The sequence below is a fragment of the Streptomyces sp. ICC1 genome, from assembly GCF_003287935.1.
GTDB classification, from domain to species: domain Bacteria; phylum Actinomycetota; class Actinomycetes; order Streptomycetales; family Streptomycetaceae; genus Streptomyces; species Streptomyces tritrimontium.
Genome location: NZ_CP030287.1, coordinates 416,666 through 439,843 on the forward strand (window position 1 = coordinate 416,666; position 23,178 = coordinate 439,843).

Sequence of the window (23,178 nt, forward strand, 5' to 3'; positions counted from 1 at the left end):
GCTCAGAACCTCTCCGGGTACACAAGGGCGAGGACGAGATAACCCAGCAGGGAGACGGCCACGACGAGGCCGACGATGTTTTCGACGGTCACAGCTTTGCCACCCCTCGGGCGATGAGAGCCACCAGCGCGAACACCGCGACCGTGGTGACGACGAAGGCCAGGTCGGCCATCGTGAGCTCCTGAGTGAAGAGGAAGGAATACGTATCGGCCAGATGGCCGATGACGACATAACCGTGTCTTCACCCCGGCGTTAAGACGCCTTGACGGGCTCCTTACGGGCGCAGGGGAACTCTTAACGCCATCCTTACGGGAAAGGCGGTCGGCGAGCGGATCAGCCCTGGTGGGGCAGGCCGGCCGTGTCCATGGCTCCACCGGCTTGGGCGGCCAGCGCGACAGCCACGAGGCGGGCTTCCTCGGTGGGAAGGGGGCGGCCGGGGTACGGGTCGAGGAGGAAGCGGCCGTAGTAGTGGCCGCCGCCGACGACGCGCAGTTCGGTCTCTCCGTCCGGCCAGCCGGCGTACTCGGTGATCCGGCCACCACGGCGGTGCCACAGACCGCCGCCGTGTTCCAGCCGCGGCAGGTTCCCCATCAGGGTTCCGTACTCGAAGCGGCAGGCGCGGAGCCCCAGCAGGCCGACGAGCTCGCGGCGCACGTACTCGACCACCGCGTCGGGCGAGCCGCCGTCCTCGGCCAGCCGGGCGGTTCCCTGGAGACTCGACAGGTACGCGGCGTCGGTGACGACGACCGCCTGGAGGCGGCGGGCGCGCACGGCCAGCTGCGAGACGATCAGGCCGACGACGAGCAGCAGGACCGCCGTCTCGACGTCCGCGCGGTCCGAGATGGCGAACTGCTGGTAGGGCCTGGTGAGGAAGAAGTCGAACCAGGCGGCTGCCGAGAGCGCGGCCACCGACGAGCCGGTCGTGATGCGACGCGTCGTTCAGAACGTGTCGGGCTTGATCAGAGCGAAGACGAGACAGCCGAGCAGTGCGAGGGCGATGAGCAGGCCGACCAGGTTCTCCGCGTTCATCGGGTTCATCGGGTTCTTCTCCTGTTTGTCCTGGTCGGGAATGTTTCGCCTACATCAAGGCTGCCCCTCCGCGGAGCCCGCACAACGTGCGACACCGCCTCTTGACGGAGCTCTGACGCCCTCCTCGCCCCCGCCGCGTATGGAACCCGTGAAGAGTGGCGGGGTGGCCGTATGAATCACGCCAAGGGTGCTGGCGGCCACCCGGTACGCCTTCGACGCTGTCCTCACTTTGCTCATTCGGAGGGATCGGCGACATGGCCTTGCAGGTAGGAAAAGCGATCACGGCGGCTCAGGGGCCGGGCCAGGAGGAGCCCCCTGATACGGGTGCGAGCCGGGTCGGGGACCGGCACAAACTGACCGCCGTCCAGGGCCTGGCCGCGCTGTCGCTCGACGCGATGGCCTCCGTCGCCTACGGACCGGAGTCGATCGTCCTCGTACTGGCCGCCGCCGGTGCGTACGGGATGGGCTTCACCCTCCCCGTCACCCTCGCGATCGCCGCGCTCCTCGCCGTACTGGTGGCCTCGTACCGTCAGGTGATCGCCGCGTTCCCGGACGGCGGCGGTTCCTATGCCGTCGCCAAACGGCACCTCGGCCGGCGTACGAGCCTCGTCGCGGCGGCCTCGCTGATCCTCGACTACGTCCTCAACGTCGCGGTGTCCGTCACCGCCGGCGTGGCCGCCCTGACCTCGGCCTTCCCGGGCCTCCACGGTGAGCGGGTCTGGATCTGCCTCGCGGTCCTGGTCCTGGTCACCGCCGTGAACCTGCGCGGGGTCGTCGAATCCGCCAAGGCGTTCCTCGTGCCGACCGCGCTCTTCGTCGGCACGATCCTCGCGATGATCACTGTCGGCCTCTTCCGCGACGGCCCGGCAAGCACCGCCTCCGCCGCCGGGCACGCCTCCGCGCTCGGCGAGGGCGCGACCACCGTCGGCGCGCTGCTCCTGCTGAAGGCCTTCGCGGCCGGCTGCTCGGCCCTGACCGGCGTCGAGGCCGTCGCCAACGCCGTCCCGTCCTTCCGGGCCCCGGCCGCCCGCCGGGCGCAGCGCACCGAGGTCGCCCTCGGCGCCCTGCTCGGCGTCATGCTGATCGGCCTGTCGATCCTCATCGGCCGCTTCCACCTCCAGCCCGTCGAAGGCGTCACCGTCCTCGCCCAGCTCGCGGACGCCTCCTTCGGCCACAACGCGGCTTTCTACGTGGTCCAGTTCGCCACCATGGTGCTGCTCGCGCTCGCCGCGAACACCTCCTTCGGCGGCCTGCCGGTGCTGATGAGCCTGCTGGCCCGCGACAACCACATGCCGCACTTCTTCGCGCTCAAGGCCGACCGGCAGGTGCACCGTCACGGCGTCCTCGCGCTGGCCGTCGTATCCGCTGCGCTGCTCGTCTTCTCCGGGGGCGACACCAACACCCTCGTCCCGCTCTTCGCCATCGGCGTCTTCGTCGGCTTCACCATCTGCCAGGTCGGCATGGTCCTGCACTGGTACGGCGAGCGCCCGAAGGCTTGGCAGGCCAAAGCGGTCCTCAACGGCTTCGGTGCCCTGCTGACCGGTGTCTCCGCGGTGGTCGTCACCGCCACCAAGTTCACCGAGGGAGCCTGGCTGATCGTCCTCGCACTGCCGCTGATCGTCCTCGGCTTCGAGAAGGTCAACCGGGCGTACACGGAGATCGGTGAACGCCTCGAACTCGGCCGCGTCCCGCGACCGCCGCACCGTGCCCACTCGCTCGTCGTGGTACCGGTCTCCGGTCTCTCCCGACTCACCTGCCAGGCCCTGACCGCGGCCCGCTCCCTCGGTGACGAGGTCCTCGCCGTCACCGTCACCCATCCCACAGCCGAGGACCGGCAGTCGACCGACGCCCTCCGCCGGGACTGGGAGCTGTGGAACCCCGGCGTAGAACTCATCGAACTCACCTCGGAAAAACGGGCGTTGGGTCGTCCTGTGTCCACGTACGTACGAAAGCTCAGCCAGACCCACCCGGGCGCCCAGGTCACCGTGCTCATCCCGGAGACCGAACCCGCCCACCTTTGGCAGCGGATGCTCCAGAACCAGCGCGGCTCCGTCGTCGCCCACGCCGTACGCCGCGACACCGACGCCGCGATCTGCCGACTCCGCTTCCGCCTCGACGCACAGGCCGAACAGGCGGTCCTTGACGGCTCCTTCACGGAGTCCTGACGCGATTCACCGTGCCGGCGTCAAGACGGCACAAATATCAGGCCGAGCAGGGCCGATGGCGTCTCGACGGCCGGTAGGTTCCTGCTCGTTCCACCGCCGGGGATCCCAACGTCACGCGACGAGCCGGAGGGGGTCCCACAAGGGACGGATCCCCCGGCGGTGCGCATCTCGTTCCGGCTGAGCCGATCCCACCAGAAGGTCTCTCCATGCCTCCCGCCGCCACCCGGCAGGTACCTCCCGTCCCGTCCCCGTCACAGGCGCCGGTCAATCGGCCGCCCAGAAGACGCCCGGCCGGGCCGCCCCTGCTGGAGTCGATACGGCCGGCGGCCTCGTTCCGCGAGGCCGTACGCAAGCTCCATCCCCGTGAACTGGTCCGTAAGCCGGTGCTGTTCGTGGTGGCCATCGGATCCGTGCTGACCACGCTGTCGGCGCTCATCCACCCGTCCGTCTTCACCTGGGTGATCAGTGTCTGGCTCTGGCTGACGGTGATCTTCGCCAACTTCGCCGAGGCCGTCGCCGAAGGCCGCGGCCGGGCCCAGGCCGAGTCGCTGCGCAAGGCCCGTACGGACACCGTCGCGCTGCGGCTGCGGCACTGGACCTACGGCATGAACCTGCGGCAGGCCGAGACGGAGGCCGTTGCCCCGAGCGAGCTACAGCCCCTGGACGTCGTACTGGTGGAGGCGGGGGAGCTGATCCCGGCCGACGGCGACGTCATCGACGGCGCCGCGGCCGTCGACGAATCCGCCGTCACCGGCGAATCGGCGGCGGTGATCCGGGAGTCCGGTGGTGACCGTTCGAGCGTCACGGGCGGCACCACCGTGCTCTCCGACTCGCTCGTCGTGCGCGTCACCTCTCGCCCGGGGCAGAGCTTCATGGACCGGATGATCGCTCTGGTCGAGGGCGCGTCCCGGCAGAAGACCCCGAACGAGATCGCGCTCAACATCCTGCTGGCCGCTCTCACGGTCATCTTCATCCTGGTCGTCATCTCGCTGCAGCCGATGGCCTCCTACGCGGGCGCCGCCCAGACGACCACCGTCCTGGTGGCCCTCCTCGTCACCCTCATCCCGACGACCATCGGCGCCTTGCTCTCGGCGATCGGCATCGCGGGCATGGACCGCCTGGTCCAGCGCAACGTCGTCGCGATGAGCGGGCGGGCGGTCGAGGCCGCCGGTGACGTGAACACCCTGCTCCTCGACAAGACCGGCACCATCACCCTCGGAAACCGCGAGGCGGCCTCCTTCATCCCGCTTCCCGGCATCGACCACATCAAGCTCGCGGACGCCGCCCAGCTGGCCTCGCTGTCCGACGAGACCCCCGAAGGCCGGTCCGTCGTCGCCCTGGCCCAGCAGTACGGGCTGCAGGCCGTTGCCGAGGAGGACCTGAGCAACCCGCGCTTCCAGGCGTTCAGCGCCCGTACGCGCATGAGCGGGATCAACCTGAGCTGGGAGAACGGCGCCGGCTGCGCCATCCGCAAGGGCGCGGCGGCCCAGGTGGCCGAATGGGTGACGTTGCGCGGCGGAACCGTACCGGCGGAGGCCCTGGACTGGTCCAACGGGGTCTCGGCTTCCGGCGGAACGCCGCTCCTGGTGGCCGTCCACGACTGGGACGGCCCGCGGGTACTCGGGATCATCCACCTCAAGGACGTCGTCAAGGAGGGGATCCGGGAGCGCTTCGCGGAGCTGCGCGCCATGGGGATCCGCACGGTCATGGTGACCGGCGACAACCCGCTGACCGCCAAGGCCATCGCACAGGAGGCCGGGGTCGACGAGTACCTCGCCGAGGCGACACCCGAGGACAAGCTCGCGCTCATCAAGCGGGAGCAGGAGGGCGGCAAGCTCGTCGCGATGACGGGCGACGGCACGAACGACGCACCTGCGCTGGCCCAAGCGGACGTTGGCGTCGCGATGAACACGGGTACCTCGGCCGCCAAGGAGGCCGGGAACATGGTGGACCTGGACTCCAACCCCACCAAGCTCATCGAGATCGTCGAGATCGGCAAGCAACTCCTGATCACACGAGGAGCGTTGACGACGTTCTCGATCACGAACGACGTCGCGAAGTACTTCGCGATCATCCCGGCGATGTTCACCGCGGCTTACCCGGGGTTGGAGGCCCTCAACATCATGGGGCTGCACAGCCCCACCTCCGCCATCACCTCGGCGATCATCTTCAACGCCCTGATCATCATCGCCCTGATCCCGCTCGCCCTGCGCGGAGTCCGCTACAGGCCGGCCTCCGCGCACGACCTGCTGCGCCGCAACCTCGCTGTCTACGGCCTCGGCGGTCTGATCCTGCCGTTCGTCGGCATCAAGCTCATCGACCTCCTGGTGTCCACGATCCCCGGGCTCGGGTGAGATCCGTCAAGACCTCATCAGAGGGCCGTCAGGACGCTTGAGGCCCCGGCCGCAGGCCAGTTGGATGGATGACGTGAACATCGGTCTGCTCCACGACGACCGGCCGCCGCATCCGGCGTAGCCCGGTACGCAACCCGTTCGCCTTCTCGTGCGCCAGAGCCCGTTGCCGGCCGCGCACGCCCCCCGCCCGTATCAAAACGGGACCCACCGCACGGTCATGGCCACGGCCCGGACCTCCGGGCCGCTCGCGGCCGTGCCTTTCCCCTGGAACCACTCATGTCTTCATTCCTGTCCGGCCGCACCATCATGGTCACCGGCGCCACTTCCGGCATCGGCTACGAGACGGCACGCCGGCTCGCCGAGTGCGGCGCAACCGTCCTCCTGCACGGCCGCACCCCGGAAGAGGCCCGGGCAGCGGTGAAGCGACTCATCGCCACCGCCGACGTCGACGCGGAACTCCTGCGGCCGTGCGCAGCGGACTTCGCGCACCTCGACGAGGTCGAGAGGCTCGCCATCCGGGTCATCACCGGTCACCCGCACCTCGACGTCCTGGTCAACAACGCCGCTGTCGCCGCCCCCGAGCGTCACACCATCACGCCCGACGGCAACGAGCTGACCTTCCAAGTCAACTTCCTCGCCCACTACCTGCTGACGAACCTGCTCGAACCGGCACTCACCAGCGGCACGGGCGGCCGGGTCGTCAACGTCTCCTCCTCGATGCACCGCACCGCGTCGATCGCGTGGAACGACCCCAACCGGACCCGCCGTTACGCGCCCCTCGCCGCTTACGCCCAGTCGCAGCTCGCGCTCACCGTCTTCGCCGCCGACCCCCGCGTCACCGCCGTCTCCGTCAATCCGGGGGTCTGCGAGACCACGCTGAGGCCGCTGTACGGACACGAGGGCGCGACGCCCGCCGAGGGTGCCGCACACGTCGTGCGGCTGTGCGACCCGGCCGTCGAGATCGTCAACGGCGCCTACTACGACCGCGGCGAGCGGATGGAGCCCGCCGTCGGCGCGACCGAGGAGCGCACGGTCAAGCGGCTGAACAAGCTCGCCGACCTGCTCGTAGGGCACGCCGCCTGACCGGGCCTGCGTACCGCTCCGACCACGGCCGCAAGGCCGACCGGCGCTGACGCCCACCAGCGCCGGTCCCCGCGGGGGCGGCCCACTGCCCCGGGTCGTCCCCGCCCCTCTTTCTCTCTCTGACCTAGGCGGCAACCGTCGTGATCGAGCTCCTTCCGTCCCGTCTGCCCGCCCTGGCCCGTTGGTTCCCCGGCGGGGCGCCCGGCGTCGCGGCGCTCCCCGAGCACGTCATTGCCACCGGCAACGGCCGCTGGTGGGCTGACCGTTCCATGAACCCGAGGGCCGTCGCGGTCTCCAGCGGGGACCACGTCCTGCTGCGCGGGGACCCGAGCGGGCTGACTCCCGAGGCTCTCGCTCCGTTCGCGGGCGGCTACGTCGAAGCCCCGGCCCGTTTCCTGCCGGTCCTCGGCGGCGCCTTCCGCCGTGTCGACCCGTGGGAGCGCCTGGTCTACGTACACCAGGCGCCCGCCATGCCGGCCCGCCCGGCGCGCGGCATCACGGTGCGCCGGCTGACCCCCAAGGACGCTCCGGCCCTCGTCGCCCTTGGCCCGGAAGCGGCCTGGATACACAAGACCTGGGGCAGCCCGGAGCAGCTTGCCGCCTCCGGCCTCGCCTGGGGTGCCTTCCACCGGAGCCAGGTCCTCTCGCTGGCCTGTACCTACTTCCTGGGCGGCCAGTACGAGGACGTCGCAGCCCTGGCCGACCCCGGCCACCGCCGGCAACACCTCGCACTCGCCTGCGTCACCGCCCTGTGCCAGGACGTCGCCGCCCGCGGCCGCACACCGAGCTGGACCTGCTCCCGCGACAACCGCCCCAGCCGGCTCCTCGCCTGGTCGGCGGGGTTCCGCCTGACGCGCGAGTACGTGCACTACGCGACCGGCCCCGCCCGCTGGCTGACGCCTGCCACGCAGACAGAGGCGGCGTGAGTGCGTACGGGAACTCCTGCCCCTCCCGCAGGCAAACTCAGTTGTGACGGGCGAGCTTGATCGCGGAGACGAGCAGGATCAAGGCCAGCACGGGGATGAGTACCAGGTCCGGGAACACACCCAGGAGGACCCCGCCCAGCACCGCGCCGACGACCGATCCTGCGGCCATGATCATGGTGAAGCGGACGTTCGCGCCGAGCACGGCGAAGCTTCCGTCACGGCTGTATCGGGCGAAGGCCACGAGCATGGTCGGCAGGGACGCGAGCAGGGAGAGACTTCCCGCGGTCTTGATGTCCACACCGAACAGCAGCACGCATCAGGGCGGCCAGCACCTTGTAGAGGGTGGAGCTGCGCATGCGTACCGCCCAGGTCGCTCCGGCCCAGGCGCCCAGCAGGCTCCCGGCCAGCAGGTTGACCGCGACCGGCCGGCGTGCGGCAGGATTCGTCCGGATCTCTGAGCTCGGGCTTCGACTCCGGCCGTGATCGAGTCGGGCTCTCCGCAGGACGTACGACAGGGAGGCGGCACGCCGGTGACTCGGGTGCTGGTGGTGGATGACGAACCGCAGCTGGTGCGGTCGCTGGTCATCCATCTGAAGGCGCGCAAGTACGACGTGGAATCCGCGAGGGACGGGGGCCAGGCTTCGCAGGTTGCCGCGGTCCGGCGGCCGGACGTGGTCCTGCTCGACCTCGGACCACCGGGGCCGGCTCGTCAGCCACCCCGGCATGGGGTACCGCTTCGAGGCGTGAGCGAGGCGGAGCCGCAGGGGCCCGGGGTCGGGCGCCCTGACCGGGCATCGGACAGGGAGATGGGGCGACCCCTGTGAACAGGGCCGCCCCGTGGGAGTCGGTTGCCGGTCAGCAGCAGGGTTTGCTGCCGTGGTTGGAGCCCTTCCTGCGGCGGGACCTCTTCTTGCGGGCGCGCTTGGACATGTCGGGTGATCCCTTCAGGCGGTGTGGCCGACGAGGAGGTCGGCGAGCTTGTTGAGGCGCTTGATCGTGCGGCCGTCGGTGGCTGCCGCGGCCGGGGCGACGCGCTCGTCGCGGTCGTAGTAGGCGCCGTTGACGATCTCGGTGGCCGGGTCGCAGAGCATGACGACGTGCGCCGCGCCCTCAGAGGCGGAGTCGCCCTCGTTTCCGTAGAGGGGGAGCAGGCCGGTCTCGCAGATCCCGGGGTGGACGGACACTGCGGTGACGCGCGGGTCGGCGGCGAAGACGGTCAGCGCCAGTTGCGACTGTGCGTACGCGGCGAGGCGCGAGTACCGGCGGATGCGCTGCGGGTCGTTCCACTGGATGGCGGCGGTGCGGTGGAGCGAGGAGGAGACGTTGACGACCCGGCCTCCCGGATCGCTGGTGAGAGCGGCTCCGAGGAGTTCCGTCAGGAGGTAGTGGGCGAGGAAGTTGACCTGGAAGGCGATCTCGTTGCCGTCGGCGGTGAGGGTGTGGCGCTCGGGTGCGGCGATGGCCGCGTTGTTGACCAGGACGTCGAGGCGCGGGTGTTCGCGTGCTACGGCGTGGGCCAGGTTCTCGACCTCCTCCAGGCGGGCGAAGTCGGCGGCGAGCGGGCGCACGAGGCTGCCGCTCACGCTGGAGGTGGCGATGAGCCGGTCGGTGGCCGCCCGGGCCTCCTCGGCGGTGCGGCCGTGCAGGAGGACGACCGCGCCGCGTTCGGCGAGTTGGCGGGCGGTCTCGTAGCCGATGCCGGAAGTGGCGCCGGTGACGAGGACGGTACGTCCGGACAGGGATGAAGGCATGTCGGATTCCTGGAAACGGGCATGGCTGACGTGCCCGGCGCCCCGGCAGAAGGCAGGGCGTGGGCTCAGATCATGCGGCGAGGGTGAGGACGCGTACGGAGCTTCGACCAGCGTCGTTCAAGAGGCTGGTGGCAGGTACGCGGAGGACGCGCGGCCGATGTATCAGAAGGCCGGGCGGACAGCGGGCGCCGTCGGCTGCACCTGATTCGGTGGCCGATCGTCGTAGTGCGGACCGCTGTTCATGACCCCATCCCAGCGCATGGGGGATGCGGCGGCAAGATCCTCGGCTGGTTTTGACGGCCTTCTGACGTACGTCGGGTGACGCCACCGCAGCCGTCCTCGTGCAGGTCATCAGGGCCGCGTCAAGATCGGCGATCGTGCGCAAGGAACGTGTCAGGAAGTGCCCGCGAGTCCGCCGGCCGGGCACAGACTGGTGTCGCGACGGAACCGGAGGACGGGCCGGTGGCACGCGGCTGGCGGGCGGTGGCCTGAACACCGCCGAGGAAGCGCATGGTCCCACCGTGGGGGTAGGGGCCGATGCGACCGCGTGCCGGTCAGCCGTCGCACAACACAAGGGCCGTCCGGCCTCCGGTGGGGGATACGGAGGCCGGACGGCTCGCGTGTTCTCGGCCGGCGGGCGGGCCCCGCAGGTCGCCGGCCACCAAGCCGGTGCCTCCCACCCCGGCTTCGGCCAGGCTTGGACGAGTTTCGTCAGGGCGGTGTCAATTCCCCGTATGAGCCCTTGAGCGCAGCCCCACAGGAGCAGTTTGATGAATGACACGGACCTGGGGCAGCGCCACGAGGACCAGCCGCCGCATCTGGCGCTGCCGACCACGTGCCGCGCTGTCCTCCGGGCGCTCCGGCGCCGGTAGAGACCCGGCGGCCGGCCGTGCCGGCCACCGGCCGCCCGCAGGTCCCTCTCCATCTGCTCACCACGGCCGTTCCAGACCGGTCGGCGCTGATCCACACTCCGCCGGCTCCGGCCTCCGTCCGGGCCGCCCCCGCCCGTCTGTTTCCCGCTGGCGCACCGCGGCGTCGACCGCTCCACGCGCTACCGCATCCTCGCCGCACACGACGAGGCCGCCGCGACCAGGTCCGGGGCCCCTCTGCGCCACGCTCTTGACTTTCGGGGCAGCCAAGCACCTCGGACTGCCCCTGGAAGAGATCGTCGAACTCCTCGCGGTGTGGCAGGCCGGGGCCGGCAAGGACGTGAAGGCGGACCTGCGACCGCGGCTCGCCGCCCGCCTGGCCGAGGCCGAGACCCGCGCCGCGCGAGGTGGTCGAAGGCGCCGTAGGGACCGCCGTCCCCGATGGCCTCCGGTTCACCCTGCCCGCCGAGCGGACCGCCTCGGTGGCAGCGCTCGCCGCCGCCGAGCAGCAGTGCTGCCCCTTCTTCGACTTCCGCCTCCACCTCGACGGCAAGGTGCTGCACCTGGAGGTCCGCGCCTCCGCCGACGGCACCATCCTGCTCACCGAGCTGTTCGGCCCGGGTGCCTGACCGGCGCCCCGCCGCCTTTTCTCTCCCGTTCCGTTCTCTGCCAGGAAGACCTCTGCCGTGCTCGTCGCCCGCTCCCTCGCCCTGTTCGCCCTCGCCGCTCTGTTCGAGATCGGAGGCGCTTGGCTGGTCTGGCAGGGCGTCCGCGAACACAAGGGCTGGATCTGGATCGGCGCCGGCGTCATCGCCCTCGGCCGCATCCTCGCCGCGTACGGCGGCATCCTCGTCGCCGGGTCGATCGCCTGGGGCATGGTCGCCGACGGCTACCGCCCCGACCGCTACGACGTGATCGGCGCCCCGGTCTGCCTCGCCGGGATGGCCGTCATCGTGTACGCGCCCCGGAGCCACTGACCGAACTCTGCGTCGCTCTGACATCCGCTACTCCATCGGGAGGGTGCGCGTTAAGGACGCGTCAGGATTGGCTCAAGTGCGGGCATAAGTGATCAGGCTGCGTACGCTTGCTCAGCCGTCGAGGTCGATGGCTGATTCTTTGCCGTACGACAGGAGCCCACCACGATGGCCACCCCTGCCCGCACGTCGCGCCTGAGGGCGTGGATGCTGGAAGGCTTGACCGCGCAGACCAGTTCGCCCGCCGCCAAGGAGGCGGCGGCCCAGCCGCACGGCCGCCCGTGGTGGCGGGTCATGTGCCTGACGGGTCTGGACTACTTCTCCACCCTCGGCTACCAACCAGGCATCGCGGCGCTCGCGGCCGGCCTGCTGTCGCCGCTGGCGACCATCGTGCTCGTCCTGCTCACCCTCTTCGGCGCCCTTCCCGTCTACCGGAGGGTGGCCGAGGAGAGCCCGAACGGCGAAGGCTCCATCGCCATGCTGGAACGGCTGCTGACGTTCTGGAAGGGGAAGCTGTTCGTCCTGACCCTGCTCGGGTTCGCGGCGACCGACTTCCTCATCACCATCACCCTGTCGGCGGCCGACGCGACCGCGCACTTGGTGGAGAACCCGCACCTCACGAGCACCTTGCACGGCCACGAAGTACTGATCACCATGATCATGATCGCGCTGCTCGGGGCCGTGTTCCTCAAGGGGTTCAGCGAGGCCATCGGCGTCGCCGTGGTCCTGGTGGCCGTCTACCTCGGCCTGAACATCGTGGTCGTGGCCGTCGGCCTGTGGAACGTGATGACCGAACCGCACGTCATCACCGACTGGTCGGACGCGCTGACCACCGAACACGGCAACCCCTTCATGATGATCGCCATCGCGCTCATCGTGTTTCCGAAGCTCGCGCTCGGCCTCTCCGGGTTCGAGACCGGTGTGGCGGTCATGCCGCACGTCAAGGGCGATCCCGAAGACACCGTTGAGAAGCCGGCCGGCCGGATCCGCGGGGCGAAGAAGCTGCTGACGACCGCGGCCATCATCATGAGCGTCTTCTTGATCTGCTCCAGCTTCATCACCACACTGCTGATCCCGGCCGAACAGTTCAAGCCGGGCGGCGAGGCCAACGGCCGCGCCCTGGCCTACCTCGCCCACGAGCACCTGGGCTCCGCCTTCGGCACGGTCTACGACATCTCCACGATCCTGATCCTCTGGTTCGCGGGCTCCTCCGCGATGGCGGGCCTGCTCAACCTGATGCCGCGCTACCTGCCCCGCTACGGCATGGCCCCGCACTGGGCGCGCGCCCTGCGGCCGATGGTCATCGTATTCACGCTGGTCGCGTTCCTGGTGACCTGGATCTTCAACGCCGACGTGGACGCGCAGGGCGGTGCGTATGCCACCGGTGTCCTGGTCCTGATCACCTCGGCGGCCGTCGCCGTGACCATCGCCGCCCGCCGGGCCGGCGAGCGCGGCTGGACCATCGGCTTCGCCATCATTTCGGCCGTCTTCATCTACACCACCGCCGTGAACGTCGTCGAGCGCCCCGACGGCGTGAAGATCGGTGCCTGCTTCATCGCGGGCATCATGGCGCTCTCGCTGCTGTCCCGCCTCGCCCGCGTCTTCGAGCTGCGCGTCACCGACGTGGAACTGGACGACATGGCGGCCCGCTTCATCCGCGACACCGCCAACCGCACCATCCGGTTCATCGCCAACGAGCCGGACAACCGGGACAAGGCCGAGTACCGCGAGAAGGTCGAGCAGATCAGAGCGGACAACGACATCCCGCCCGGCGACGACGTCATGTTCGTCGAGGTCACCATCCTGGACGCATCCGAGTTCGAATCCGGCATGCGGGTACGCGGCGAAGTGCTCCACGACCGCTACCGCGTCCTGACCCTGGAGGGCTCCAGCATCCCCAACGCGCTGGCCGCCCTCCTCCTCCACGTACGCGACGAGACCGGCCAACGCCCGCACATCTACTTCGAGTGGACCGAGGGCAACCCGATGGCCAACTTCCTCCGCTTCTTCCTCTTCGGCCAGGGCGAGGTCGCCCCGGTCACCCGAGAAGTCATCCGCGAGGCCGAACCCGACCGCACCCGCCGCCCGCACGTTCACGCCGGCTGACGTCAGGAAACCGACAGGAATCCCGCCGGATCCTCGCTTCCGCGAGGATCCGGCGGGATTCTCACAGCTGTGACCATTGACTGGCGTCCCGACCGCGGTATCCGCCGGACCGTACTCGTCCTCGGGGCGGCCGGCCTGACCCTCATCGCCACCGGCGCCGTCCTCGACGTCCTGTGGCTGCTTGGCATCGGTGTCTGGGGAGTGATCGCAGCCATGATGGTCGAGCTCGTCTACCGGCCCTAGCCAGTGCCACATCGGGCAACGTCCGCCCTGTCGACGACGGCGCGTAGGCGCCGGTCGTCGGCGTGGCGGTTTCGCCAGATGCAGCCGCGAGCCGCCCCCGATGGCCGAGGCCTGGAGCGCGCTGCGGCGACCGGCCGGTTCCTCAATCCCGATGCCGTCCGGTCGGTGCCTTCAGCAGCCGGTCCAGCTCCTTCCCGGCCGCGTCGTACCCGGCGTCGGAGATCCGTTGCAGCTCGCGCAGGTCGCCGGTCGCGGCCGCGCGTCGAGTGAGCAGGAAGCCGGCGTGCATGCATCCCTCATCCAGCAGCTCGCTCAGCTCCCCGAGGTCGTCGGCCGCGTCGGCGAGGTCGGCCAGCCGATCCAAAGCGGTCTCGTTGCCCCCATCGGCAAGCTCGCGCAGGGTCTCCCGATCGATATTCGTGTCCGTCATGACGCCATGCTGCAACCTTGCCCCAGGGGCAAGGTCAAGTGGGGCGATGGCCGTGTGATCACCATCGGGCAGCTGGCCAAGTACGTCGGAGTGTCGATCAAGACCATCCGCGTCTATCACGACAAGGGCCTGCTCCCCGAGCCCGACCGCGACGCATCCGGATACCGCCGGTACGGCGCGAACGACGCCATCAACCTGATCAAGATCCGGACGCTCGCCGAAACCGGCATCCCCCTGGCCCGCATCCGGGACCTGAGATCAGCAACGGACGAGGAGTTCCAGCAGGCGCTGGACGAGATCGACGACGAACTAAACGCCCGCACTTGCAACGCGACTTGTGGATCCTCGTGTTCGCCACCCACCCGGACCGCGCGATCACCCTGTTCCACGAGCAAGCCGAGATCCTGGCCGACCCCGCCCTACGGCAGCTCTTCCTCGAATACGACCACTCCTATGACCTCGACGCCGACGATCCCCGCATCGACGACCTCGCCCGCCGGATCGCCGAGGCGCATCGGGAACGCTACGGACCCGACGAGCTGCCCGAGTTGGACACCGCCTCCGAGATCCCCGCCCTCATCCAGGGCACGGTCAACGCCTCGTCCCCGGCATGGCAACGACTCGACGCACTCATTCGCGCACAACTGGGCGCGTGACCCGACGTGTACGGACACAGGATCCCGGTGCGTGCCGAGATCGGTCGACGCGCCGCGAACTACAGGCCGAGCGTTGCCCGATGCGGCACTATGGGTTGTCCCGTAACTGCTGGTCACGGGTGAGATGATCTTGGTGTGGCTGGTGTGATCACGGCGTCGGAGCCGTCCTGGATAGCCCCGTTCACCGGGCCGAGCCCGCGCTGTTTCGGGAAGCTGGTGACCGTGTTGCGGCGCGAGGGCACGGATGCGGTCCGCAAGGGCCGGCCGTGGAGCCTTCCGCTGGAGGACCGGGCACTGCTGGTCGCGGCGTACTGGCGGACGAACTTGACGATGCGACAGCTCGCCCCGCTGTTCGGGGCCGACGGCGGCTATCCCGGCACCGGACTCCTCATGCCACACCGCCGGCGCAAAGGCGAAGACCTGCCCGACTGGAAGCAGGAACACAACACGTCCCACAAGCAGGTCCGTGCACGCGTCGAGCACGTCTTCGCCCGCATGAAGACCTGGAGGATCCTCCGCGACTGCCGCCTCAAAGGCGACGGCGTCCACCACGCCATGCTCGGCATCGCCCGACTGCACAACCTCGCCCTCGCCGGATAGGCCAGCGGATCACACCACGACTGACCCTGCCCAGGACGACCCGAAGATCATTTACGGGACAACCCTTAGTCGTACCAGGTGGCGGTCATGTCCCCTGGCGTGGTGTAGCGGCGGGCAGCTGTTCTCTGCCCTGGGTGGTCAGCAACATGTCGCGGTGAGCCCGGCACCCGCGCTGGGCGAGGCGGATGCCGAGGCCAACCGGCAGCTGACCGGCTCACCACCAAGCGCCTGCGGACAGGGGGCCGACCGGTTGCCTGGCAGGGAACCCCATGGGGGACATGCACGCTCCGCCTTCGCCCTCCCAGGCGTCTTCCCGGTTCCGGACGTCGGGCCTTCGGCCGATGACGGTTTCGGCGGCGATCAGCGCGCCGGCGGTCAGCACGCTGCCGGGGACGGAGGCGGCCGCCATCAGGCGGGCCGCGGCGGCGGGTGCGGTATGGGGCGGGACGACGAGGAGGTCCCAGCGGCCGATGGTGTAGGAGAGCAGGATCAGCTTGTCGGGGTCCTGCTCGGTGAACCAACCCACGTGAACCGTACGCCCGTCCACGGGAACCGTGTGCGGGATGACGGGCCAGCGGTCGGGGTTCACGATGACGCGGGTGATGCGCCCCCAGGTCTCGTCCAAGGCGGCGAGGAGAAGGGGCAGCTCGGCTGCGAGGTCACGGGAGCGGGGCCACCAGGCGCCGTCCAGCTGCCCGCCGAGGGCGGTCTTCGGCGTGAGCACGAGGCGAGCGGGGCGAGGAGGCGCGAGGAGCGGGGCAGGTGTGGTGGGTTCCAGGGCGACGGTCATGGTGGAGACCTGTCCCCGGGCCGCCCGCAGATTCGACGGCCCGGCGTATTGATCGCCGGAAACGACACCTGAGTTGTATCCGGTGCGCGAAATACTCCCGGTATCTCCACCGTACTCCGGTACGGAGATCAGAAGGGGTTCTGACCAGGTATTTCGGCTGAGGCGGAGGTTCATGCCCCGGCCGTCTGGGCGGCTGACGCGGTCAGGGCGCAGTTGACGTCGACCACGCCTTCCACGGCGCGTGCGAGACGTGCTGCCACCGGAATGAGCGATGCGTCGAGGATGCCGCCGCAGAGGGTGACCACGCCGTGGTGGACATCGACCCGCACCCGGTGCTGTGCGAGCGGGAACAGTCGGCCGACCACCTCGCGCCTTATCTCGTCCGCCAGTTCACCGTCCGTCCGTAGGAACACCTTGAGCAGATCGGTGCGGCTGACGATGCCCCGGAGAGTGCCGGCCGGGTCGACGACCAGCAGTCGTTTGATGTGGCGTTCCGCCATGAGCCGGGCCGCCTGGGCCAGGGTGGTGTCGGGCGGAACCATGACGGCGGGGGTCGTCATCAGGTCCTTGGCCAGGGTCGATCCGGCCTTCAGCGTGTCGCCCAGCCGCCGCATCTGCTCGATGAGCCCGGGGTCGTGATCGCGGAACTCCTCCTTCGGAAGCAGATCGGCTTCCGAGACCACACCGATGACCTTGCTCGCGCCCTCGCCTTCGACGACCGGCACGGCTGTCACTTTCCACTGGTTCATGACGGCAACGATCTCCTTGAACTCGGCGAGGGGCGTGACGCTGACGACGACTCTCGTCATCACGTCGCGGACGAGATGCGGACTGGAGGTCATGGCGTGGTCCTCGATGAGAAGGCGAACATTTCGCGGGCTGTCATGGAGATCGGCGGCCGTCGTCCGGCGGAGAAGGCCCCGTCATCCACCCTCACACCTCCACGGCACGGGCCGAACGGGCCTGTCAGGCCCCGGTGCGGGACCGTCCGGCCCTGTCCGTGAAACGAGAGCCGGGGACAGCATGAGGTGACCTTTGCCGGAGCACGGGAGACAAAGAGAGGTGGCGTCATGAGGGCACTCGTCTTTGAGGGGCCGGGGCGCACCGCGTGGCAGGACGTGCCGGATCCGGGCATCAAGGATCCCGGCGACGTGATCGTGCGCGTCGACGCGGTGAGCATCTGCGGTACCGACCTGCACATCGTCAAGGGGGACCTGCCCGAGGTGGTTCCGGGGCGGGTGCTCGGTCACGAGGCCGTGGGCACGGTGGTGGAGAGCGGCGGTGATGTCCGCTCGGTGCGGCCCGGTGACCGGGTGCTCGTCTCGTGCATCTCCTCGTGCGGCCGGTGCCGGTTCTGCCGTGAGAGCCGCTACGGACAGTGCCGCGGGGGCGGCGGGTGGGTGCTCGGCCACAGCATTGACGGCACCCAGGCCGAGTACGTCCGCGTCCCGTTCGCCGACCTTTCGGTGTACCCGCTGCCGAGCACGGTCGACAGCGCTGAGGCCGTGCTGCTCGCGGACATCTTCCCCACCGCTTACGAGGTGGGCGTGCTGAACGGCAACGTGCGGCCCGGGGACACCGTCGTCGTGGTCGGCGCCGGACCCGTGGGACTCGCGGCCATCGCCACGGCCCGGCTGTACTCGCCGGCCCGCGTCATCGCCGTGGACCTCGCGCCGTCCCGGCTGGCGAAGGCGCGTGAGTTGGGCGCGGACGCGGTCGTGAACGCTGCCGAGGAGCCGGAGCAGCTCGTGGGTGACCTGACCGACGGTCTCGGCGCGGACGTCGTCATGGAGGCCGTCGGCGTGCCCGAGACCTTCGAGATGTGCACCCGGATGGTCCGCCCGGGCGGCCGGGTCGCGAACATCGGCGTCCACGGCCGGCCCGCGACCCTGCACCTCGAAGACCTGTGGATCAAGGACGTCACCTTCACCACCGGGCTCGTGGACACCTGCTCCACGCCGATGCTGCTGCGCATGCTGGCGGCCGGACGGCTGCCGACCTCGTCGCTGATCAGCCATCGTTTCGGGCTGGGACAGATGGAGGAGGCGTACGAGGTGTTCTCCCGCGCCGGTGAGACGGGTGCGCTGAAGGTCGTGCTGGGCGGGCCGCGCCACGATGACCTGGCCGTGTCGAACCCGTCGCGCGTCCTGGAGACCTGACGGCGCCGGTGCGCCACGTCGCCGGTGGCTGTTCCGTTGGGCAGGGGCGGGGCGGGGATCTTCGCGGCGAGCTCCGCCACGGGTGGCGCCTGGACCGCGGCGGCCGCAGTGGCGGCGGTGGCGGCGGTGGCGGCCGGCGAGGAAGGCGCCGAGTTCGCCGATGGTGCTCATGAGCGGTGCGGGGAAGACCACGGTGGTGTTCTTGTCGACGCCGACCTCCACGAGGCTCTGCAGGTTGCGCAGTTGCAGGGCGAGGGGGTGGGCCATCATCGTGTCGGGGGCGTCGCCGAGTGCGGTGGCGGTCATCGACTCGCCCTCCGCGTTGATGATCTTGTCCCTCTTCTCCCGTTCGGCCTCGGCCTGGCGGGCCATCGCGCGCTTCACGGGGCTCGGCACGGTTGCGACCGGGTGCGGCGAGCCTGCCTCGCTTCCATGCTCGCGCGGTGCGGGTGGGGCGGGCAGGGGCCGTACGGTCCACATCCTGAGTCAGCGGGGAACGTCTTCGGTGCCGCGGTCCGGCGGAGCGGTGCGGGTGCGGGTGTCGTCGGAGTGGGCCGTGAGCCGGTCGATGACCGTGACCACGCCGTCCAACTGTCCGGCGAGCCGGAGCGCGACGGGAATCTGGCTGCTCCTGGCGAGTCGGCCGTCCAGGGTGACGACCCCGTCCACTACGCGCACGCTCACGGCGTCGGCGCCGATGTCCATCGTGTCCGCGAGCACCTCCTCGACCAGCACGCGGTGTATCTCGTGGTCCGGGCGGAGGAACACGCGCAGCAGGTCCCGACGGGTCACGATGCCGACCAGCCGGTCCTCCTCGTCGACGACCGGGAGCCGCGTCACGCCCCGCCGGGTGATGAGGCGCGCGGCCTCGGTGACCGTCTGTTCGGCGTGGACCGTGACGGCCGGCTCGGTCATCACGTCTCGAGCGGTGAGGTGGTCTTGGATGAGCAGATCGGTCCGCGAAATGACCCCGATGACACGCTCGTCCCCGTCCACGACCGGCACTCCGCTGATGTCGTGGTCAATGAGCAGCGCGGCCACGTCGTCGGACGGAGTGCGCCCGACGACCGAGATGACCTCGTCGGTCATGAGGAAGCCGACTTTGGCGTGCTTCATCTGCGGCCCTCCTGTCGGCCTCGGCCAGTGAGCGCACCGTGTGGAGCACCCTCACCAGCCACCATCCGCCGCGTACGCCCGCAGTGCGAGGGCCGAACGGGCCCTCTGCCAGGACTGACCGGTCCAGGCGGTGTGCGGTCGGTGAATCGATGGGTGACGGGCAAGGGACCTTCGGTCCCATGACTGCCCCCTGCGGCCCATTCCTCGCGCCGGTCCGGGTGACAGTGTGAAAGCACCCCCGACGCCGTTCCACGGAGGAGGAAGCCATGCAAGGCGCCACCCCATACCGTCCGGACCTCGGCTCGGTCGTCGTCGGTGTCGACGGATCGAGCACCGCGCTGACAGCGGCATTGTGGGCCGCCGCCGAGGCGTCCCGACGCAACAGCACCCTTCACATCTTCTACGCGGGCGATACCGCCGACCGGATCTCCTACCTGTCGGCTCAGATCATCGAACGCGTCCACGCGGAGGGCCGTGACCTGTTGGAGGTTACGGCCGCTACGGTCTCGGAGCGATTCCCGACCCTCCACGTCACTACGGAGTACAGCCGCCGGGACCCCGTCTCCGGTCTGCACCGGGTGGCGGCGAAGTACGGCACCACGGTGGTCGGTCACCGCGGGACGGGCGGCTTCGAGTCGCTGATGCTGGGTTCGGTCGGGCTGAGGCTCACAGCGGGCGCCACGACCCCCGTCATCGTGGTGCGCGGCGGCGAGGACCTCGCCGAGAACGGCGTGGTCCTGGCCGCGGTGCGAGACGAGTACGACCTCGAATGCGCGCGCTATGCCGCCCGCGAAGCAGAGCTGCGCAAGGCAACGCTGCGCCTGCTGACCGTGTGGAACATCCTTCAGTACGCCGGAACCGTCGTCACCATGCTCGACGACGTCGACGAACTCACCAGCCGCCATGTCCGCAGTCTGGAGTCCGTCGCCGACCGCGTACGCGAGGAGTTCCCCGCGTTGACCGTGAACGCCGATGCCGAGAAGAGCGTGTCGGTGGCCGCGGTCCTGGTCGAGGCATCACGCCGTGCGGACCTGCTCGTCATGGGAGGACGGCGATCGCCCGGGTACTTCGGGCCCGCCCTGGGACGTACCGCGCACAGTCTCCTGCACCACTCGCACTGCCCCGTGGAGCTCATTCCGCGGCACGACGAGGAGCAGGGGAGCAACGCGTCATGACGGACATCGCGGAAGGACGGGACATCGCGGTGGGGATCGACCCCGCCGGCGGGTGGCGCCTGCCCCTCGCCTGGGCAGCCGACGAGGCACACCGCCGCAATGTACGCCTCCGTCTCGTCCTGGCCGTGCCCTCTCCTCACGACACCGAGCGCATCGTCGACGACACCGCGCAGCACAATGCCGTACGCCAGGCCAGCTCGGAGGCCCTCGCAGAAGCCGCGGCCTGGGCACGCGAGCGCCACCCCGGGACGGAACTGGCCACCGCCCTGCGCGACGGCTACCCGGCACCCGTGCTCTGCGGGACGTCCAGACACGCACGCATGGTCGTCCTCGGTTCCCGGCACCTGACCCGGCCCGAGGAGATCTTCAGCGGCTGCTCCGTCGTGCTGCCCGTCACCGCACAGGCCCACTGCCCCGTCGTCGTGGTGCGAGGCCCCGAACGCACCGCCCAGACACCGGCCCATATCGTCGTCGGGGTCGACGGCGGCGAGTCGTCGAAGACGGCCATGGCCTTGGCGTTCCAGGAGGCCGCGCTTCACGGCTGCGAGCTGCACGCGATCTCGGTGTGGCAGCCGCCCGTCTTCTCCTTCCAGAACGAGACGGCGGCTGTGGGGGCCCAGCGCCGCATGCTGACCGAGGTAGCCGCAGGTGGGGCACAGGAGTACCCGGACGCGAAGCTCACCCACGAGGTGCTGACCGGACACCCGGTGGAGCGCCTCGCCGAGGCGGCCGAGCACGCCCTGGCCCTGATCGTGGGCCGACGCGGCAAGGGCGGCTACACGGGCCTCCGGCTCGGATCGGTCGTCCACGGGCTGCTCCACCGTGCGCACTGCCCCGTCATCACCGTCCCGAGCGGGTGAACGGGCACCGCGAGCTTGCAGGTGGGCAACAGCCCGACCGGATTCGCTACGGTCCGGACCCCTCGTGCCCGTCACCCAGGGTGCCGACCCTGACCGGTCGACGGGCGGGGGACTACGCTGAAGGCCGGGCTGGCGCGCAGAGCCCCTCGATGCCGGCGGAGGTGTCCATGGTCGGGGACGGTCGCGATGCGCCGACGAGCCGGATTCCGCAGCCGAGACTGGACGCGCTCCAGGCAGAGATCAGTGACGCGAGGGGTACCCGTGACCGGCTGAAGGGCCTGCTGGAGGCGGTCATGTCGCTGGGGCAGGAGCTGGACCTGGCCCAGGTGCTGCGCGGGATCGTTGAGGCCGCGGTCGTCCTCGTGGACGCGGAGTACGGCGCGCTGGGCGTGGTGGGAGACGACGAGAAACTCGCCGAATTCCTCCCGGTGGGCATCAGCGACCAGCTCCGGGCGCGGATCGGCACCCTCCCCGCCGGGCACGGACTGCTGGGCGAGCTGATCAGGCACCCGCGGCCATTGCGCCTGGGAGACCTCTCGGAACATGCGGCCTCCGCCGGTTTCCCGGAAAACCACCCTCCGATGCGCTCCTTCCTCGGCGTACCGATCCGGGTCCGGGACGAGGTGTTCGGCAACCTCTACCTGACGGAGAAGCGGGGCGGCACGGACTTCGACGCGGAGGACGAAGGAGTCCTGTCGACCCTCGCGGTCGCCGCGGGAGTGGCCATCGACAACGCCCGTCTGTACGAGGAGGTCCGCCTCCGGGAACGGTGGCAGGCGGCCAGCTCCGACTTCACGAGCGCGCTGCTGTCCGGCTCCTCCGAGATCGAAGTACTGGAAGGCATGCTCGAGCGTGCCCGGGACATCATCTCGGCCGAGATGTGCGTCTTTTACCAGGTGGGGCCCAGCGGCGAGCTGCGCGGCTCGCTGGCCCTGGGGGAAGGCGCCGAAGCGCACCGCGGGATCGTGCTGCCCGGCGGCGAGGGGATTCTGGCCGGGCCCGGCATGGCGCGGGACGGACTCGTCACCTTGGCGGACGTGGCCACCGACACCCGGGTGGCGGCGCAGCCGGACGTCTGGACGGGCTTCGGGCCGGCCGTGGCCGTCACGGTGGGCACCCGGGCGAAGCTACGGGGTGTACTGATGCTGGCGCGGCGTACCGGGCGGCCGACGTTCTCCGCGACCGAGGTGGCGCCCCTGCCCGGCTTCGCGGGCCAGGCGGCCCTGGCTCTGGAGCTGGCCGACCGGCGCCGGGACGGTGAACAGGTGAGCCTGCTCGAGGACCGCGACAGGATCGCCCGCGACCTGCACGATCTCGCGATCCAGCGGCTCTTCGCGACGGGGATGACCCTGCAGAGCGCCCAGCGCTTCGTGGAGCACCCCGAGGCGTCCGAGCGGCTGAGCCGGTCGATCGACGACCTGGACGAGACCATCAAGATCATCCGTACGACCATCTTCGGACTCCGCGACCACGAGACGTCGGGCAGCACGCCGAGACTCCGGGTCCGCGCGGTGCGGGCCGTGGGCGAGGCGGCGGCGCTGCTCGGATTCTCACCCGCCCTGCGCATGGAGGGGCTGATCGACACCGACGTGCCGGCCCCGGTCGCCGACGAGGTGATCGCCGTCCTCGTCGAGGCCCTGACCAATGTGGCCCGGCATGCGCGGGCGGCTCGCGCGGAGGTCGGGATCGTCCTGGCGGAAGGCGTACTCACCGTGACGGTGAGCGACGACGGCGTGGGCGTCGCGGAGGGCGGCCGTCGTAGCGGGCTGCGCAACCTCGCGGAGCGCGCCGAGGCCCACGGGGGCGGACTGTCCCTCTCGCCGCGCCCGGACGGTGACGGGACCCGTCTGGAATGGCGGATCCCGCTCGCTCCTCCCCGGTGAGTACGGGCG

The 23,178-nt window shown here is 70.1% G+C and carries 23 protein-coding genes and 2 pseudogenes; 16 read left to right on the forward strand and 9 right to left on the reverse strand.

The window, feature by feature from the left end; all coding sequences use genetic code 11:
- Positions 1-2: 2 nt before the first annotated feature.
- From kdpF (DRB96_RS01965) to kdpF (DRB96_RS01975), 3 genes are all read right to left on the reverse strand, one after another.
- Complete coding sequence (gene kdpF / locus DRB96_RS01965) at positions 3-92, reverse strand: K(+)-transporting ATPase subunit F (protein WP_042817481.1); 90 nt, start codon at positions 90-92, stop codon at positions 3-5.
- Between the two features lie 241 nt (positions 93-333).
- Positions 334-909 (reverse strand): DUF4118 domain-containing protein, encoded by a 576-nt coding sequence (locus DRB96_RS01970; protein ID WP_239515957.1) that lies wholly within the window; start codon positions 907-909, stop codon positions 334-336.
- A gap of 30 nt (positions 910-939) precedes the next feature.
- Positions 940-1,038: a K(+)-transporting ATPase subunit F gene (kdpF, locus tag DRB96_RS01975; protein WP_204357615.1), complete on the reverse strand. Its 99-nt coding sequence runs from the start codon at positions 1,036-1,038 to the stop codon at positions 940-942.
- Between the two features lie 245 nt (positions 1,039-1,283).
- Between kdpF (DRB96_RS01975) and DRB96_RS01980 the strand changes: the two genes are divergently transcribed.
- The 4 genes from DRB96_RS01980 (at position 1,284) to DRB96_RS01995 (ending at position 7,557) form a co-directional block, all read left to right on the forward strand.
- Positions 1,284-3,194, forward strand: a complete 1,911-nt coding sequence (locus DRB96_RS01980) for an APC family permease (protein WP_112446479.1) — start codon at positions 1,284-1,286, stop codon at positions 3,192-3,194.
- Positions 3,195-3,400: 206 nt separating this feature from the next.
- Positions 3,401-5,548: a potassium-transporting ATPase subunit KdpB gene (gene kdpB, locus DRB96_RS01985; RefSeq protein WP_112446480.1), complete on the forward strand. Its 2,148-nt coding sequence runs from the start codon at positions 3,401-3,403 to the stop codon at positions 5,546-5,548.
- Between the two features lie 276 nt (positions 5,549-5,824).
- Complete coding sequence (locus DRB96_RS01990) at positions 5,825-6,631, forward strand: SDR family NAD(P)-dependent oxidoreductase (RefSeq protein WP_112446481.1); 807 nt, start codon at positions 5,825-5,827, stop codon at positions 6,629-6,631.
- Positions 6,632-6,771: 140 nt separating this feature from the next.
- On the forward strand, positions 6,772-7,557 hold the full coding sequence (locus DRB96_RS01995) for a GNAT family N-acetyltransferase (RefSeq protein ID WP_112446482.1): 786 nt from the start codon (positions 6,772-6,774) through the stop codon (positions 7,555-7,557).
- Between the two features lie 37 nt (positions 7,558-7,594).
- Here DRB96_RS01995 and DRB96_RS44175 read toward each other — a convergent pair whose 3' ends face one another.
- Positions 7,595-7,855 (reverse strand): TSUP family transporter, encoded by a 261-nt coding sequence (locus DRB96_RS44175; RefSeq protein WP_239515956.1) that lies wholly within the window; start codon positions 7,853-7,855, stop codon positions 7,595-7,597.
- Positions 7,856-8,087: 232 nt separating this feature from the next.
- Here DRB96_RS44175 and DRB96_RS44180 point away from each other — a divergent pair.
- Positions 8,088-8,255, forward strand: a pseudogene (locus tag DRB96_RS44180) (response regulator); the annotation flags it as partial.
- Positions 8,256-8,501: 246 nt separating this feature from the next.
- Here the strand turns inward: DRB96_RS44180 and DRB96_RS02010 are convergent.
- Entirely contained in the window at positions 8,502-9,308 is an 807-nt protein-coding gene (locus tag DRB96_RS02010; RefSeq protein ID WP_112446483.1) for an SDR family NAD(P)-dependent oxidoreductase, read from the reverse strand.
- Between the two features lie 1,276 nt (positions 9,309-10,584).
- Here DRB96_RS02010 and DRB96_RS44185 point away from each other — a divergent pair.
- The 4 genes from DRB96_RS44185 (at position 10,585) to DRB96_RS42615 (ending at position 13,500) form a co-directional block, all read left to right on the forward strand.
- Positions 10,585-10,806 carry a hypothetical protein gene (locus tag DRB96_RS44185; protein ID WP_239517700.1) on the forward strand — a complete coding sequence of 74 codons (222 nt, stop codon included), beginning with the start codon at positions 10,585-10,587 and terminating at the stop codon, positions 10,804-10,806.
- Positions 10,807-10,863: 57 nt separating this feature from the next.
- Complete coding sequence (locus DRB96_RS02020; protein WP_112446484.1) at positions 10,864-11,154, forward strand: YnfA family protein; 291 nt, start codon at positions 10,864-10,866, stop codon at positions 11,152-11,154.
- A gap of 165 nt (positions 11,155-11,319) precedes the next feature.
- Positions 11,320-13,257, forward strand: coding sequence for an APC family permease (locus DRB96_RS02025; RefSeq protein ID WP_112446485.1), 1,938 nt, complete (start codon positions 11,320-11,322; stop codon positions 13,255-13,257).
- 69 nt (positions 13,258-13,326) lie between these two features.
- Entirely contained in the window at positions 13,327-13,500 is a 174-nt protein-coding gene (locus tag DRB96_RS42615) for a hypothetical protein (RefSeq protein WP_162688391.1), read from the forward strand.
- 142 nt (positions 13,501-13,642) lie between these two features.
- Here DRB96_RS42615 and DRB96_RS02030 read toward each other — a convergent pair whose 3' ends face one another.
- Positions 13,643-13,930 (reverse strand): hypothetical protein, encoded by a 288-nt coding sequence (locus tag DRB96_RS02030; protein WP_112446486.1) that lies wholly within the window; start codon positions 13,928-13,930, stop codon positions 13,643-13,645.
- Between the two features lie 6 nt (positions 13,931-13,936).
- Here DRB96_RS02030 and DRB96_RS44190 point away from each other — a divergent pair.
- The 3 genes and pseudogenes from DRB96_RS44190 to DRB96_RS02040 all read left to right on the forward strand — a co-directional run.
- Positions 13,937-14,131: pseudogene (locus DRB96_RS44190) on the forward strand (MerR family DNA-binding transcriptional regulator); the annotation flags it as partial.
- Between the two features lie 122 nt (positions 14,132-14,253).
- The gene (locus tag DRB96_RS44195; RefSeq protein ID WP_239515954.1) at positions 14,254-14,586 is read left to right on the forward strand and encodes a MerR family transcriptional regulator; all 333 of its coding nucleotides are present in this window, start codon (positions 14,254-14,256) and stop codon (positions 14,584-14,586) included.
- 135 nt (positions 14,587-14,721) lie between these two features.
- Positions 14,722-15,186: a transposase gene (locus DRB96_RS02040; RefSeq protein ID WP_112446487.1), complete on the forward strand. Its 465-nt coding sequence runs from the start codon at positions 14,722-14,724 to the stop codon at positions 15,184-15,186.
- 214 nt (positions 15,187-15,400) lie between these two features.
- Here the strand turns inward: DRB96_RS02040 and DRB96_RS02045 are convergent, their stop codons facing one another.
- Together DRB96_RS02045 and DRB96_RS02050 are read right to left on the reverse strand one after the other, a co-directional pair.
- Positions 15,401-15,976, reverse strand: a complete 576-nt coding sequence (locus DRB96_RS02045; protein ID WP_112446488.1) for a DUF5994 family protein — start codon at positions 15,974-15,976, stop codon at positions 15,401-15,403.
- A gap of 170 nt (positions 15,977-16,146) precedes the next feature.
- The gene (locus tag DRB96_RS02050) at positions 16,147-16,818 is read right to left on the reverse strand and encodes a CBS domain-containing protein (protein WP_112446489.1); all 672 of its coding nucleotides are present in this window, start codon (positions 16,816-16,818) and stop codon (positions 16,147-16,149) included.
- A gap of 228 nt (positions 16,819-17,046) precedes the next feature.
- On the opposite strand from DRB96_RS02050, the gene DRB96_RS02055 reads away from it, so the two are divergent.
- Complete coding sequence (locus DRB96_RS02055) at positions 17,047-18,135, forward strand: alcohol dehydrogenase catalytic domain-containing protein (RefSeq protein ID WP_112446490.1); 1,089 nt, start codon at positions 17,047-17,049, stop codon at positions 18,133-18,135.
- Positions 18,136-18,621: 486 nt separating this feature from the next.
- On the opposite strand, the gene DRB96_RS02065 is transcribed toward DRB96_RS02055, so the two are convergent.
- A complete protein-coding gene (locus DRB96_RS02065) occupies positions 18,622-19,251 on the reverse strand; it encodes a CBS domain-containing protein (protein WP_112446491.1) in 630 nt (209 codons plus the stop codon).
- Positions 19,252-19,517: 266 nt separating this feature from the next.
- Here DRB96_RS02065 and DRB96_RS02070 point away from each other — a divergent pair, with 266 nt between their 5' ends.
- The 3 genes from DRB96_RS02070 to DRB96_RS02080 all read left to right on the forward strand — a co-directional run bounded on the left by DRB96_RS02070 (position 19,518) and on the right by DRB96_RS02080 (position 23,169).
- On the forward strand, positions 19,518-20,426 hold the full coding sequence (locus tag DRB96_RS02070) for a universal stress protein (RefSeq protein ID WP_112446492.1): 909 nt from the start codon (positions 19,518-19,520) through the stop codon (positions 20,424-20,426).
- Entirely contained in the window at positions 20,423-21,286 is an 864-nt protein-coding gene (locus tag DRB96_RS02075; protein WP_112446493.1) for a universal stress protein, read from the forward strand. The genes DRB96_RS02070 and DRB96_RS02075 overlap by 4 nt, the downstream gene beginning before the upstream one ends.
- 167 nt (positions 21,287-21,453) lie before the next feature.
- The gene (locus DRB96_RS02080) at positions 21,454-23,169 is read left to right on the forward strand and encodes a GAF domain-containing sensor histidine kinase (RefSeq protein ID WP_112453151.1); all 1,716 of its coding nucleotides are present in this window, start codon (positions 21,454-21,456) and stop codon (positions 23,167-23,169) included.
- Positions 23,170-23,178 lie beyond the last annotated feature (9 nt).